The organism is Alishewanella jeotgali KCTC 22429 (assembly GCF_000245735.1).
Classification (GTDB): Bacteria; Pseudomonadota; Gammaproteobacteria; order Enterobacterales; family Alteromonadaceae; genus Alishewanella; species Alishewanella jeotgali.
Window position 1 is genome coordinate 320,105 of the sequence record NZ_AHTH01000005.1, and the last position, 14,246, is coordinate 334,350.

A 14,246-nucleotide genomic window follows, 5' to 3' on the forward strand; every position below is an offset into this window, starting at 1 on the left:
TCATGGAGCTGGATAGTTGAGTAAAATACTTAGGTCGCTAATCAGTCACATAGCTTTCCCGCTGCATGAGCTTTTAAAGGGGCATAACAGCACGGCTCGACGCAAACAACTGGAGATGAGTCAGTGGCTTAGTGCAGAAGATCTCAAGAAACTGCAAAATAGAAATCTCAACTCTTTTATTAATCAGGTATACCTGCAAGTTCCTTATTATCGCCAGCTTATGCAACAACGCAATCTTCTGCCAAGTCAAATCAGCTCAGCCGAAGATTTAGTTTGTTTACCCTTTTTAACCAAGGCTGATATTGGTAGCCATTTTGAGCAATTAAGAGCACATAACGCCTCGAAATTAAAACGCTATAATACCGGAGGCTCCAGCGGACAACCTCTGATTTTTCTGATTGATAAACAACGGGTGAGCCATGATGTTGCAGCTAAGTGGCGCGCAACCCGTTGGTGGGGAGTCGATATTGGCGATAAGGAAATTGTTGCTTGGGGTTCGCCGATTGAATTAGGCGCTCAAGATAAACTTCGTTTATGGCGAGACCGGCTGTTCCGCTCTAGTCTAATTCCGGCCTTTGATTTAACTGAACAAAAATTATTGCAGTTCCTGGTTCAAATTCAAACCAGCAAGCCTGCCATGTTATTTGGTTACCCCTCTGTTTTTTATCTGATGGCGCAAACCGCACAGCAACAGCAGATTGATATGACGCAGTTGGGAATTAAAGTCGTTTTTGTCACCTCTGAGCGACTGTATCCTTATCAACGTGAGCTAATACAGCAAGTGTTTGGCGCACCCGTAGCCAATGGTTATGGCGGCCGGGATGCGGGCTTTATCGCACATGAATGCCCGGCTGGGAACATGCACATCAGTGCCGAAGATATTATTGTGGAAATCATCGGTGCAGATGAAAAGCCGGTAGCCACAGGGCAAAGCGGCGAAATCGTTGTCACCCATCTAGCCACTGGAGCTTTCCCTTTTATCCGTTATAGAACCGGAGATATCGGCAGCTTGTCTGAACAACCCTGCAGCTGTGGCCGTTGCTTACCCGTGCTGGCCACCGTAGAGGGAAGAAGTACCGACTTTGTGGTAGCTGCTAATGGCACAAAAATGCATGGCTTGGCGCTGATTTATATTTTACGTGATATACCTGGAATTGCGGCCTTTAAAATTATTCAACATAGTTTGAGCCTCACCACAGTGCAGCTCGTCTGGCCTGAAGGCCTGCTTCCTGAAGAGGTAAACCGACGAATCCGCACAGCTTTTAATGCCCGACTTGGGGCAGAAGTTCAGATTGAAATCGAACAACTTGACGAGATTGGCCCGGAAAAATCTGGAAAATTTCGCTATGTCATTAGCAAGGTCTGTAACCCATGATAGATAAATTGTATTTATTAGTAGTTATCGTATCAGTATGTTATTTGTTTTACTGGGCGAATAAGCAGGATAACTCCTGATGCGTGACTTATTACTTTTAGGATTTTTAATCGTTACTATATACTTTTGCTTTAAACGTCCTTTTATTGGAATAGCCGCCTGGGCTTTTATTGCATTACTAGCACCAGCTAATTGGGCCTTCGGTTTTTCTAATAGTTTACGTCTAAATTTTACTGTAGCACTAGTTACCATTTTAAGCTACATATTCGCCCACAAACAAAAAACATTCAAGTTTAATGCGCTTAGCTTTTGGATATTAGCCTTTGCAGTCTGGACTTTAATCAGCTCAATTTACGCTTTTAATTCATCTTATGCTCTTAGTTACTGGAATCAATTTATTCGAGTGCTGCTTTTCTATTACTTTATCACCTTGATCCTTAATAAGAAACTGCATATTGACACTCTAATTTGGGCCATAGTACTTGCTGTTTCTTCCTATGCAGCTATGGAGGCGCTGAAATTTATCTTATCTGGTGGGAGTCACATGATAAAAGGTCGCTCCGGAGCATTAGGTGATAGAAATGACTTCGCCGTGGCAGTGAATATGTGTTTACCACTAATCTTATATTTAATCTATGTCAGCAAACATTACTATCTAAAGTTAGGCCTGTGGGGGTTATTCATTGCCAATATCATCGCGATTGTCGGCACCGGCTCACGCGGCGGTTTTATTGGCTTATCTTTGTTGGCATTCGCTTTTTGGTGGAAATCAAAAAGAAAAGTGTTATGGGTTCTATTAGCTGCACTCGTGTTACCTACAGCTTACCAGCTGACCCCAGAGCACTGGCGCGAAAGGCAAAATACCATTCAAACCGCCAGCACTGAAGATGGTTCCTTTATAGGCCGGTTATGGGCCTGGAAAATTTCAGTGATGATCGCCCAGGATAACCCTCTAACCGGTGGAGGGTTTAAAGGTGTCACACAGCCTGTGGCATGGCATAGTTATGCGCCTTTTACACCCTCTTTTGGGCCAATTGAAACACCTCCAATACCTCCGAACCTCAAGCCCAAGGCCGCACACAATATTTACTTTCAAGTCTTAGGTGACCATGGCTTCGTTGGCTTATTTATTTTTAGCATGATATTACTAAGCATTCTGTGGATAAATTGGAAAAATAAGAGCAGGGCAGAAAAAAATAACCAGCAGTGGTGTGTACAGCTTTGCAATTGTATAACTTTGTCTATGATAGGCTTTGGCGTAACCGGTAATAACGTTAGCTTAGCTTACTTCGACCTTTTATACGGGGTTGCGGGCATTGTATCAGTGATTGCGATTCGTCAGTTATACTTGCCTTGCACTGCAGAAAAGTATGTAACGACAAAGCAACCTATTCAAATTCATACTACTTGAAATTCTTATATTTGCTTTTTAGTACTTGGAGAAATTGTGCTGTAGGAAAATGTATAAATTTAGATTCAGAGAGCTGCAGCATTTACTTTATCTACGCAAGAGTTAGAATGGTATGCTAAAAGCTCCTTCGGAACGCAAAATTTTGAGGATTGCATGGAAAGCATATCAAATCGAGCCAGATCTGCTTTCAAATGGACGCTAAGCCTACGCTTATTAGCCCAAGCGTTTACTTGGCTTTCATCACTTTTTGTTATTCGTCTACTAACGCCTTTAGACTATAGTATTGTTGCTATAGCCGATATGGTACTGATGCTTGCATTACAACTAGCAAGTGCTGGACTAGGAAATGTGCTCATCCGGCAAAAAAACCTCGATAGAATTTTCATTCAAAAAGTTCTTTTTCTTCTCATTCTGTTAAACGGCAGCCTGGCTCTGCTTCAAATGGCATTAGCCTCAACCATTGCACAGTTTTATCAGCAACCGGCTGTTGAGTATGTACTCTATATTACAGCTTTGGCTTTTATCGTTATGCCATGGATTACCGTAAGCTCAAATTTACTGGCCCGTGACATGAACTTCAAAAGCCGCTCACAGGTTGATTTCATTGCGAGCTTATTAAGTAGCATCACAGCACTCAGTCTGGCCTACCTTGGTTTTGGATTTTGGTCATTAATTTTGGCAAATATTCTGATGATTTATACCAAAGCGATTGGCTATAACCTAGTGTACGGAAAGTTGCATTTTCCTATTTGGCAACTATCTGATATGGGGGCGGCAGTAAAATTTGGTTTAACCATAATGTCAACCAGTTTGCTTTTCACCTTATTTATGAAAGTAGATATTTTGATTGCCGCTAGATTTGTTGATGCGACGCAATTAGGTTTTTATGCCGTCGCTATACATTTGGCCCTGATGCCAATGAGTAAAGTCATGCCGCTAGTTAATGAAGTAGCTTATCCTCTGTATGCTGCTATCCAAGACGATGACCAGAAATATAAAAATACCTTCTGCTATATTTTACGTATCGTAACGCTGTTCAGTTTTCCATTCTTTTATGGTTTTGCCGTTATTTGTGAAGAGCTCGTTGTGCTAATTTTGGGCGCGCAGTGGCAACCTGCCGCACTTCCTTTACAATTAATTTTATTGACAATTCCACTCAGAATTATCTCTAACTTATTTACGCCATTGATGAAAGCCTTAGGTTACCCATCGACCGGATTAATTCATGTATCCTTTTCTTTAACACTCACTATCATCGCCGTCTTTCTTGCTTCATCTTCAGGTATTGTAGCTATAGCTGCAACCTGGCTGCTAACCACGCCTATTTTCTTTCTGTTCGCCGTATATCTGTGCGCCAGCCGTTCTAAAATTTCAGGCAAGGCGATTTTCTCCGCAGCACTTCCTCCTTTTATTATATCGATTCTGATGTTTATCACCTTATTCACAACAAAAAAATGGCTACTTATTGAAACTGGTCTCATCAGTACAATATTGATTATTATTCCATTAGGTGTGCTTATTTATGTAGGAAGCATGTGGCTATTTTTTAAAGATCGTTTTGCAGAAGCTATAAAGTTCAGGCTATAGAACAAGGAAAATATTTTGCGTTTATATTACTTTAAAGATAGAGAAGGCAATTTTGGTGATGATTTAAACCCTTGGTTATGGCAGCAGCTATTTCCTGACTTTTTTGATGAGCAACATCAGGATATTTTTGTCGGTGTAGGTACTTTACTGAATCATCGTATCCCACCAGCTCCCAGTGTTACTGTTTTTGGTTCAGGGCATGGTTATGGCGAGTTACCAAACAGTAATGAAAAATGGAAATTTTACTGTGTGCGCGGTCCCTTAACCGCTAAATCACTGGGTTTGCCAGACAAGCTCGCTATTACAGATCCGGCATCTTTATCAGCTCAGTTTTATACTACAAAAGCCCAAAAGCGATTTAACATTAGTTTTATGCCTCACTGCGAAAGTGCCCGACTGGGTGATTGGTCAGCCGTTTGTGCAATCGCAGGCATCAATTATATTGACCCAAGAAAACATTTTCTTGATGTATTTGACGCCATACGACAATCTGAGCTATTGCTAACTGAAGCCATGCATGGTGCTATTCTGGCAGATTCTTTTCGGGTTCCCTGGATTCCGGTAAAGGCCTATCCGCATATTTCAAGCTACAAATGGCAGGATTGGTTACAGTCCGTAAGAATAGAAGCTAACTTTTCCAATCTGCCTCCAATTTGGCGTGGTGACGTGACAAACAGCGGAACGACTAGGCTAAAAAATATAATTAAGCGCGGATTACTCAAAACCCCTTTATGGCAGCCAAGCTGGGGCAAGCCCCCTCAGCCTAGATCACCTGAAGCCCATTTGGTGACGGTCGCTAACTGTTTAATTGAAATTTCGAAAAGTTCTACTCTCCGTCTTAGCAAAGACGCTATTTTTACTTCTAACACGACAAGACTACAAGAAACTGTGTTTCAATTTAAACGTGATTTTGGTCTATAACATGGATACGCCTTTAGTCAGTGTTATCATCCCATGTTACAACAACGCAGACTTTATAGTGGCGTCGGTCACCAGTGTGTTAACACAGGATTATCCAAATATTGAAGTCATAGTAGTCGATGATGGATCCACTGATAATAGTCTAGAGGTCCTAAAAACTTTTACTGATAAAATTACAATTATTACACAACAAAATCAGGGCCCCGCAGCCGCGCGTAATGCCGGCATCCGAGCTGCCAACGGCAAATATATTGCTTTTAATGATGGCGATGATATTTGGTTACCTCGTAAAGTTACAGTTCAAGTAGATTATCTAGAAAGTCACCCAGAAACTGGCTTATGTTACAGCAGCTGGCGGGTATGGAATCAACAAGTTCCATTATCAGAATTTATGGCAAACATACCTGTGAAATCGAATCCTGCGGAGCTGGTCTCAGAAAGTTCAGGCTGGCTATACACTAAATTACTAAGGATGTCTCTAGTATGTACAATTACCGCTATGATCAGGACTGATATTGTCCGAGAGGTTGGCCTATTTGACTTAAATTATCTGATTGGCGAAGACCATGATTATTGGATCCGGGTTTCTCGCTTATGCAAAATCGACAAGTTAGCCGGAATATTCGCGATTTATCGTGTTAATCCAAACAGCACGACAAAAAAAGTACATAGCCAAAATTATAGCTTAAACGTGTTAACCTCTGCGCTTGAAAAATATGGTTTAGCCTGCCCTTCAGGCCAAAAGCTACTACAATCAGATGTAAACCGCTACCTCGGCGCAAGACATTTTCATTACGGCTATAACGCTATGGTAAAAGGTTACCGAGAAATAGCTTATTCCTCATTTAAAGCTTGTCTCAAACTACGATATCGTTTTTTTAAGGCGCTGTTTTTTACTGTAATTTGCTCTACAAACTTAACTTACTCTCTGTTTCACAAAGAAAGTAGAAACATTTAAGATGAATTTATACGTGATTTATTATGTCCCCACCTGATACAACTTGGCCATTGGTCAGTGTTATTGTACCTTGCTACAACAATGCTGAGACCGTGATATCAGCCGTCAATAGCGTATTGTTACAAGACTATCCGAACATTGAGGTTTTAGTTATTGATGACGGTTCAACTGATAACAGCGTGGAAATCTTAGCTACCCTTGAGCGAAAAATCATTCTACTGCAACAGGAAAACAAGGGTTCAGCCTCGGCCAGAAATACAGGTTTGCTCGCTGCAACAGGTCAATTCATTGCTTTTAATGACAGTGATGACTTATGGTTACCTGGAAAGTTATCAGCACAAGTAAATTTTCTACAACAGCATCAAGAGATTGGCCTCTGTTATTGTGGCTGGATGGAATGGGATGGTAAAGCTGCACTGATCTCAGAGACAAAAGAACTAGTTGACCATGCCCCCAAACTAAGCAAAAAGCAACCAGGCAACGAAGGTTGGTTATACCTTGATTTGTTAAAAGAATCCGTGATCCATACCATAACGCTGGTTATGAGGCGGGAGGTCGTAGATGTCGTTGGTCTGTTTAATACAGATTACACCATTGGGGAAGATTACGACTACTGGATAAGAGCCTCGCAATATTATCGCATCGCAAAACTGAAACAGGTGTTTGCTCTTTATCGCAACAGCTCAGCCGGTATCACAAAGAAGGTGCACAACAAAAACTTCAGATTAATGGTACTCGAGGCGGCAATTGCCCGTTATGGTTTGAATTGCCCTTCAGGTGAGAAATTTCCTATTTCTACACTAACAAATCATCTAAATGAAGCTCACTTCAGCTATGGTTACAATGCAATGCTGCAAGGCCACCGAGTGTTGGCAATGGCTTCACTTAAGATCTGTATTCGCAAAGGCTATAGATTTTCTAGAGCATGCCTTCTCTATAGTATTTGCGTACTACCTTGGTTCTATAATCATTACATCAAATATAAAAAACGAAAACGTATTATCGATTAAACGCTAAGTATTAGGTGAACTGAGCAAAAAAGGAATGCTAATATGCAATACGATGAATTGAAAGGTAAGTCTGGACTTGGTTTAAGATATACAGAGTTAATCTTGGACGTGAAAAACTCTACTTCGTTTAGAACATTACACCTGCTCAGTCATCAGAAAGTTTATCAGGCCGAAAATTCCACCTCCATTATTTATATCATAGGCAGGCCAAGACCCTACGGTCAGGACTATCCGGCATCGAAAAACATGCAATGGCTGTTAGAGCACACTTACACAGATGCTTCGAGCTTTGTCTCTACGATAGCAGGCTACTTCCTGCTCATTCTTATTAACAAAACTGATGGTTCAATCGAAGTTATTAATGACCATGTTGGCAGCATTCCCTGTTATGTTGATCAGCGCGACAGTAAAGTATTGCGTATTAGTGATAGTCTGGCTGCATTACAGCCATCAGTAAATAACACTTCAATTAATCCACAGGCAGCATTTAACTATATTTTTTATCACTGTATTCCGTCACCTATTTGTCTCTATCGGGGTATATGTAAACTAGAACCTGGCGTCATAGTCAGCTTTGATAATGCCGGAACTTTGCAGCAGTATAACTACTACCAACCAGATTTTAGCCCTTCAAATGACACGCCTGAACAATTAATGCAGCGTTGCCGTCAGCTCATTTCTGAAGCTGTGCGTCGCAATATTACAGATCATTGCGCCGCTTTTTTAAGTGGCGGCCTGGACAGTTCGACTGTCGCAGGTATGTTAGCCAAACATAGCCAATTGGCACTCACCTATTCTATTGGTTTTGATGCTAAAGGCTATGATGAAACTGAATATGCACTAATTACCGCTAAACATTTTGGAACAACACACAAGGTGCACTACCTGCAACCCGAAGAGATACAGCAACACTTTGCGGAAGTGGCCGGTTATTTTAATGAACCCTTTGGCAACTCCTCAGCTATGGCAGCTTATATGTGCGCCAAAACAGCCAAAACTGATGGTATTAAAGTATTGCTAGCCGGTGATGGCGGTGACGAAATTTTTGCCGGTAATGAGCGCTATGTAAAACAAAAAGTATTTGAGCATTATAGTGCACTGCCCAGCCCGCTGCAGGCATTACTTAACCTGGGTTTAAACAATGGTCTAGCAGATAAAATTCCGTTTCTTAAAAAAGGCAGCAGCTATATTCGCCAAGCTAAAGTGCCTCTCCCTGACAGACTGGATAGTTACAACTTTGTCAACCACTTTGACATAACACAGATGTTTAGCGCAGAGTTTTTGCAACAGATTGATGTTAACTACCCCGCAGAGCAAAAACGCCGTCGTTATCATGCCTGCCCGTCAGCGGATGTAGTGGATAAAATGATGTATCTAGACTGGAAATTTACCTTGGCCGATAACGATCTGGTAAAAGTTAGTCAGATGTGTCAATTGGCAGGAGTAGAAGTACGTTTTCCGCTATTTGAAAAAGAGCTGGTTGATTTCAGCTGCAGCGTGCCAGCTAGTCTTAAAGCCCCAGGCCAGTCACTAAGAGATTTTTATAAACATAGCTTCCGCGGCTTTTTACCCGATGCCACCTTAACCAAAAGCAAACACGGTTTCGGCTTACCTTTTGGCGTGTGGCTAAAGCAAAACCCAGAGTTAAAACAGCTGGCATTAACGGCATTACAGCAGTTCAAAGAGCGAAATATTTTACAGCCAAATTTTATTGATCAGGCCATAGATACTTTTGAAAACGGTCATTCAGGCTACTATGGCGAATTAGTATGGATTATAGTCGTACTTGAGCTTTGGCTGCAAAAAAATGCTGAGTAACGGTGTCGATGGTTGTATTTTAGTCGGAAAACTATTACTAAACCAGTAGGTTAATTATTTTTTCTTTTAGCTTTGATTTGAAGGATATTTTCTTCTTACTAATATTAGCCAGTTTTATATCAATTATTGATTTTGTGTGCTCACCTTTAATCTTTAGTTTTTCAGAGACCAATCTGAAATCTTTAGATGCAGATTCATAGTTACTTTTAATTTCATATATCAGTCTTTTAAGACCCTCTGCATCTCCAAGGTTAATACAAAAATTCATAAGTCCATTTTCTTCATAAAATGCTTTCACTTTAGGATGATAATCAAAACCAATTGTTGGTATACCGGCTCTAACAGACATCAGCACTGAATGGAATCGCATAGCGACCATTACATGACATCTCTCAAGCGCTTTGGCAGAAAAACAAGGGAAAACATTTTCAAAACCTAATTCTTTTAATAACTCAAAGTCTGACATAGTTGCAGAAGATTCATGAATTTGGGAACCAAAATACATCGGGAAAGGAATAACATCACCAGCGCTATTTACAACTTCGGTGAGATTTTTGTAGTCAGATGTATTATTATTCCAAAGCCTAAAGTTGACCCCTATCGAGAAAGTTTCATCTATATTGGTTCGATCTATTTCATACGGCATGGTCCAAAACAAATCTGTACCCGTCATTATTTTTTCAAGATCACCAAGGACATACTTGCTCGCATCGTCTCTGACCAAGAATAGCTCAGCTTTTTCAATCAGCCTTTTATTTTTAGACAGTATGGATTGATTTGCGTTTTTCGTCGACACACCAATTATCATATATGGCGTCTTTAGTTTCTTGATCAAAGAGTCACCCAATTGAAAGAAATAATTACCCGGCCAGATACTCCCACCACCAACCAAAATAAGATCACTGGCATTTAGCAACGACAGACCGGGAAACCAACTGGTAAACATTAAATTATGCTCTTTAAAAAGATAACTGATCGCCTGCATCAAGATATCATCTCCAGCATTTAGCTTTCCGTAGTAACCAATTACAACGATATTGAGTTTTTTCAATTAACACACCTAACACTAATATTTGATAGATCAATTTGAAATAAATTTAGCTAGACGCCAGATTACTGGCTTATCAGCTAACCAATTTTTTAGCCTTTTATCGGTACGATGTACTACCTTAAAAAGCCCTTTATCATTTAACGAAAATAAATCCGCTGTAAAATTAATATGCTTGCGTGGAGTTTTCGTAGCAGTTCTAGGGGATACTGCATGAATCGACTTTTCTGAATTGATAAATAAAACCAGCGTGTTGGCCTCATACTCTGCGGTGCGCACTACCGAAACTTTTTTCGGCTCTACTTCCATAGGCAAATGATCGACCAGAATTTTTTTACCGGGGTGCACATGCGCAGGATCAATTGCCTGACATACATCAAGATTACTACCTATGGAATCATCGTCATCTTGACGGAAATACAACAACGCCGCGAACAACTCTGTTGGCCGGTCAACATGAGGCCCTCGCACTGCTTTTGACTGCTCGGTATAATTCACATAGAACTGGCATTCCAGTGATACGTCTGACAAATAGTTTTTCGGGTTATCTGCTGCACCGTTTTGTCGCATACTAATGGAGAAATCTTCCAGCCTCTTACCAAACGTCTGCTCTAGCTGCGGATGCCATTGCTTGATAATATCGCCAAACAGCTGTAATAACTCCTGATAAAAAGCAGAAGAAGTGTGATAAGCCAAAAATTCTTGCCAAATTGGCGATATATTATTATTTTGCAGAGCAGAACATGCAGGATAATCGTACCAAGTATCTTTTTTCTCTCTTCCATTTAGTACTATAGCGGGATCAGGATATTCATCTGCTAGTCTCTTAAACACTGTTGGGTCTAGCGCATTCTTTATAATAATATGAGGATAAGGTTCACTAAAAATATCAGCTTTACTAGCATTTGACAGTATACTGAGTCTGTTTTTCATATTAATTGCCTTTTATGCTAACTAACATACTAATCTGCTCTAAATTACGGGAAAACGCACCTGACAAAATCTGTAGTTTATTAAGCACTTTTTGTGATGAATACCTATTCCCTGCAGACTGAGTAAGGAATTCTGCCAAGTCCTCTTCAGATTCCACCAGAAAAATCATGCTGTTGCTCTCTGCAATCTTAAATACGGGATAACTTGGATAACGAGGCTCCCAATTTTCAAGCACCGCAACCGACTTACCTAGGCTAAGTGGTTCAAGAATATTATGGTTAATACCGACGTAACATAAGCTGGCTATAGAGTAAAAAGCTTTAAGCTCGCCAAAAGTATCTATGATCAGTACGTCTTTTAGCTGCCAAGATGCTGCTATCATGCTTCGGAAATCGTATTGCAAGATATTTTGCTGCAGTATTCCCACCAGTGCCGCTAACTGCTCTGGTTTTTCAGGGTGACGAGGCGCTATAATCAGTTTAAGATCAGGCTGATTTTGCCTAGCTTTGACAAAAGCTGAGACAACAAAGTTATACTCCCACACATCTGTTACACAACCGGCTACAAACAACTGGTTGTAGTGTTTAAGCATATCAAGCAACTCTTGCGTCTGAGCCGTCAATACTAAGTTGGCATTCAAGTTGTCGTATTTCATATTGCCAGTGACCACTACCCTGTGGGCATAGGCACCTTGCGAAATTAACACCTGTTTTACCTCATCGGTTTGTACAGACAGAATATCAAAGCAGTTAAGGTAATCCTGCTCAAACAACAGTTTTTCTATGTAATCTTGCTTACACGCTGGTTTATAACCATACAACCAGCCGTTTACCAGACAGATACGAACCTGATATTTTTTTAAAGCTCGTAGTACGCCATAAGATAATCGACAAGGAGCATCATGAAGTAACACTGGTATTTCACATACTATGGCTAAGTGCGGCGGATAGCGGCTAATTGTCAGCGCAGTTTTACGGAAGTCTATATCTGCAACTGCAACTTCAGCCATCGGAAATTGACTTTTAAAACTATCAACATAGATTTCCCTGTCTGTTAGAAGCAGTACTTTACCGGTACTACAGTAATGTTGTATTAATAATTTACAGGCATTGAGCTCGCCAATGGTAGAGCAAAAAATCCAGCAAAATGATTCTGTCTCTTTTGGGGGAGCGGATCTAAAAATCGCTTTATCGCACCGGCCATGCAATATACGGTGAAGGATAGAATAAACAAGCCACCGGACGATTTCTGGAATAATTGTCACTTTATTCAAGACCACTGCAAGCTTAAAGTCTCAAAGTACTTTGTAGAGCCTTTATTATCAGTCGAATTTTCCTGTTCAGGTTCTCTCCAGACTCCTCTTTGTTTAAGTAAATTACGTAAGCCAGGTAGTGGATAGCCCAGTGAATAGGCTATATGAGCATGCTTTAATGCGTCATCAAGTTCATTCATAGTGTTCAGTAGTAAACCCAAATTGTAATGAGCTTCGGCAGCATTAGGTTTAAGCTGTATTGCATTAAGATAGCTAGTTTTAGCTTGCTGGTACTGTTTCTGTTTATGCAAATGAATCGCCATAACCAAATGGACCCCAGCATCAGTTGGCGCAATCTGTAATGCTCTTTGAAAGTAACAATTAGTTGTAGGGTAATAGTAGTCTCTTCGCAACGGATGCTGTCTCGAAAACCCTGGCCGTTGCTGAACATCTGCCATTATTGCAAGAGCATGTGGATGGTTGGGGAAAACAGTGAGTACAAAGTGCAAATCGCCAATTAGCGAACCCGAGTTTCCAGAGATCCCTGAACGAACACTTTGTGTAAAGTGAGCTCCTTCCGCTAAACGTAAACGTTCGCGTGCTTGCGCCGAGTAGTCGTGATAACTAAAGGGGGGGCCATTCTTATTTATTGTTAGCGGTTCGCATTGTTCCGTAAAACTCGCGTACGCCCCATAAAATGGAAAAAAAGTGCCTAAAACAAACGCAATCGACTTAAACATTAACGACCCTCCATGCTGGCCTTTAGCTTAAAGTGTAAGCATAATCCCGGTTAATTTCCAGCCAATTGGTCAACACTGCTAGTAATATCCATCTTGGAAACTTAAGGTTCATTTTTGAATTTATGATAACTTTTAAGGTGTGTAACTTTAAGTAGATAAGCAGCTTGCATGGTATTAGGATATCCGTCATTGATGTCGGAGCACAGCTAAGTAAAACAACTTCGTTGTTTAAAGGAAATTATCTTGCTACATAACGCATTAGAAAAACTGGCAAACCAGCTTAGCCGAAACAAGCTTAGCATTCTTATTTATCATCAGGTGCTGGCCGAACCCGACCCTATGCGCCCCAGCGAGCCAACTGCAGCGGTGTTTGACTGGCAAATGCAATTATTAAGTAAGTATTTTTGTCCATTATCGCTTGACCAGGCGTTACACCATCTTGAACAAAATACCCTACCAAGAAATTCAGTTTGCGTGACCTTCGATGATGGGTACCTGAACAATCTGACGGTAGCCCAGCCGATACTGGCTAAATATGGTATACCGGCTACGGTGTATGTTGCTACCGGTTTTAGCCACGGCCGCAATATGTGGAACGACCGGTTAATCCATCTGTTTGCAGATCCACAGAAACAGCAGTTACAGCTAAATGACGAAATCCTGACACTGGGCGATTGGGATGATAGACGCACTAAAGCCCAGCAATGGTTAAAAAAGCTAAAATATCTACCTTTGGCTCAGCGACTAGAACAAATTGACCTGCTTTATCAACAAAATAATGCGAGCGAGCAAAGTGCTTTGATGATGACGGCAGAACAAATCAGGCAACTGTCTGAATGCGGCATAACTATTGGCGCTCATACGGTTAACCACCCCATTTTAAAAGTACTGCCAGAACACGAGCAGCTTGCAGAAATTCAGAAATCAAAACAACAGCTTGAAACTTGGTTAAAACAGCCGGTACTGCATTTTGCTTATCCAAATGGAGTTGAGGGAGTCGACTTTGATGATGTAACGGTAAAATTGGTACAAAATGCCGGTTTTAGTAGTGCGGTAGTCACCAACTGGGGTATTTCAACGCCAGTAACACAACGCCTAAAGCTAAAGCGCTTTACTCCCTGGGATAAGACACCACTGCGGTTTCATCTAAGATTAGTCATGAGGTACTTCTAATCCGTCCTCTCGATGCCATT

12 protein-coding genes are annotated in these 14,246 nt (G+C 40.9%); 8 read left to right on the plus strand and 4 right to left on the minus strand.

The features are described 5' to 3' along the window. The first annotated feature begins 16 nt into the window (after nt 1-16). The 7 genes from AJE_RS03020 to AJE_RS03050 all read left to right on the plus strand — a co-directional run bounded on the left by AJE_RS03020 (nt 17) and on the right by AJE_RS03050 (nt 9,080). Nucleotides 17-1,375 carry a phenylacetate--CoA ligase family protein gene (locus AJE_RS03020; protein ID WP_039927938.1) on the plus strand — a complete coding sequence of 453 codons (1,359 nt, stop codon included), beginning with the start codon at nt 17-19 and terminating at the stop codon, nt 1,373-1,375. A 79-nt stretch (nt 1,376-1,454) separates the two neighbouring features. Then, a complete protein-coding gene (locus AJE_RS03025) occupies nt 1,455-2,786 on the plus strand; it encodes a putative O-glycosylation ligase, exosortase A system-associated (RefSeq protein WP_008949605.1) in 1,332 nt (443 codons plus the stop codon). Nucleotides 2,787-2,939: 153 nt separating this feature from the next. Next, nucleotides 2,940-4,373 (plus strand): oligosaccharide flippase family protein, encoded by a 1,434-nt coding sequence (locus tag AJE_RS03030; RefSeq protein WP_083835087.1) that lies wholly within the window; start codon nt 2,940-2,942, stop codon nt 4,371-4,373. 15 nt (nt 4,374-4,388) lie between these two features. Beyond that, nucleotides 4,389-5,294: a polysaccharide pyruvyl transferase family protein gene (locus AJE_RS03035; protein WP_008949607.1), complete on the plus strand. Its 906-nt coding sequence runs from the start codon at nt 4,389-4,391 to the stop codon at nt 5,292-5,294. 1 nt (nt 5,295) lies between these two features. Next, complete coding sequence (locus AJE_RS03040) at nt 5,296-6,252, plus strand: glycosyltransferase family 2 protein (protein WP_039927940.1); 957 nt, start codon at nt 5,296-5,298, stop codon at nt 6,250-6,252. A 23-nt stretch (nt 6,253-6,275) separates the two neighbouring features. Then, a complete protein-coding gene (locus AJE_RS03045; RefSeq protein WP_008949609.1) occupies nt 6,276-7,262 on the plus strand; it encodes a glycosyltransferase in 987 nt (328 codons plus the stop codon). A 42-nt stretch (nt 7,263-7,304) separates the two neighbouring features. Next, on the plus strand, nt 7,305-9,080 hold the full coding sequence (locus tag AJE_RS03050; RefSeq protein WP_050858375.1) for an asparagine synthetase B family protein: 1,776 nt from the start codon (nt 7,305-7,307) through the stop codon (nt 9,078-9,080). Nucleotides 9,081-9,117: 37 nt separating this feature from the next. On the opposite strand, the gene AJE_RS03055 is transcribed toward AJE_RS03050, so the two are convergent. From AJE_RS03055 to AJE_RS03070, 4 genes are read right to left on the minus strand one after another with little or no spacing between them, the layout of a single operon-like run. Next, nucleotides 9,118-10,131, minus strand: a complete 1,014-nt coding sequence (locus AJE_RS03055) for a polysaccharide pyruvyl transferase family protein (protein WP_008949611.1) — start codon at nt 10,129-10,131, stop codon at nt 9,118-9,120. 30 nt (nt 10,132-10,161) lie between these two features. Beyond that, nucleotides 10,162-11,061 (minus strand): hypothetical protein, encoded by a 900-nt coding sequence (locus AJE_RS03060; protein WP_008949612.1) that lies wholly within the window; start codon nt 11,059-11,061, stop codon nt 10,162-10,164. Between the two features lies 1 nt (nt 11,062). Further along, complete coding sequence (locus AJE_RS03065) at nt 11,063-12,325, minus strand: 3-deoxy-D-manno-octulosonic acid transferase (RefSeq protein ID WP_237709300.1); 1,263 nt, start codon at nt 12,323-12,325, stop codon at nt 11,063-11,065. A 5-nt stretch (nt 12,326-12,330) separates the two neighbouring features. Beyond that, nucleotides 12,331-13,053: a tetratricopeptide repeat protein gene (locus AJE_RS03070; protein ID WP_008949614.1), complete on the minus strand. Its 723-nt coding sequence runs from the start codon at nt 13,051-13,053 to the stop codon at nt 12,331-12,333. A 243-nt stretch (nt 13,054-13,296) separates the two neighbouring features. Between AJE_RS03070 and AJE_RS03075 the strand changes: the two genes are divergently transcribed. After that, nucleotides 13,297-14,226, plus strand: a complete 930-nt coding sequence (locus AJE_RS03075; RefSeq protein ID WP_008949615.1) for a polysaccharide deacetylase family protein — start codon at nt 13,297-13,299, stop codon at nt 14,224-14,226. Nucleotides 14,227-14,246: the final 20 nt, after the last annotated feature.

Coding starts and splice junctions, on each gene's coding strand:
- AJE_RS03025 (WP_008949605.1), top strand. CDS start 1,455: ATGCGTGACTTATTACTTTTAGGATTTTTAATCGTTACTATATACTTT.
- AJE_RS03030 (WP_083835087.1), top strand. CDS start 2,940: ATGGAAAGCATATCAAATCGAGCCAGATCTGCTTTCAAATGGACGCTA.
- AJE_RS03040 (WP_039927940.1), top strand. CDS start 5,296: ATGGATACGCCTTTAGTCAGTGTTATCATCCCATGTTACAACAACGCA.
- AJE_RS03045 (WP_008949609.1), top strand. CDS start 6,276: ATGTCCCCACCTGATACAACTTGGCCATTGGTCAGTGTTATTGTACCT.
- AJE_RS03050 (WP_050858375.1), top strand. CDS start 7,305: ATGCAATACGATGAATTGAAAGGTAAGTCTGGACTTGGTTTAAGATAT.
- AJE_RS03060 (WP_008949612.1), bottom strand. CDS start 11,061: ATGAAAAACAGACTCAGTATACTGTCAAATGCTAGTAAAGCTGATATT.
- AJE_RS03070 (WP_008949614.1), bottom strand. CDS start 13,053: ATGTTTAAGTCGATTGCGTTTGTTTTAGGCACTTTTTTTCCATTTTAT.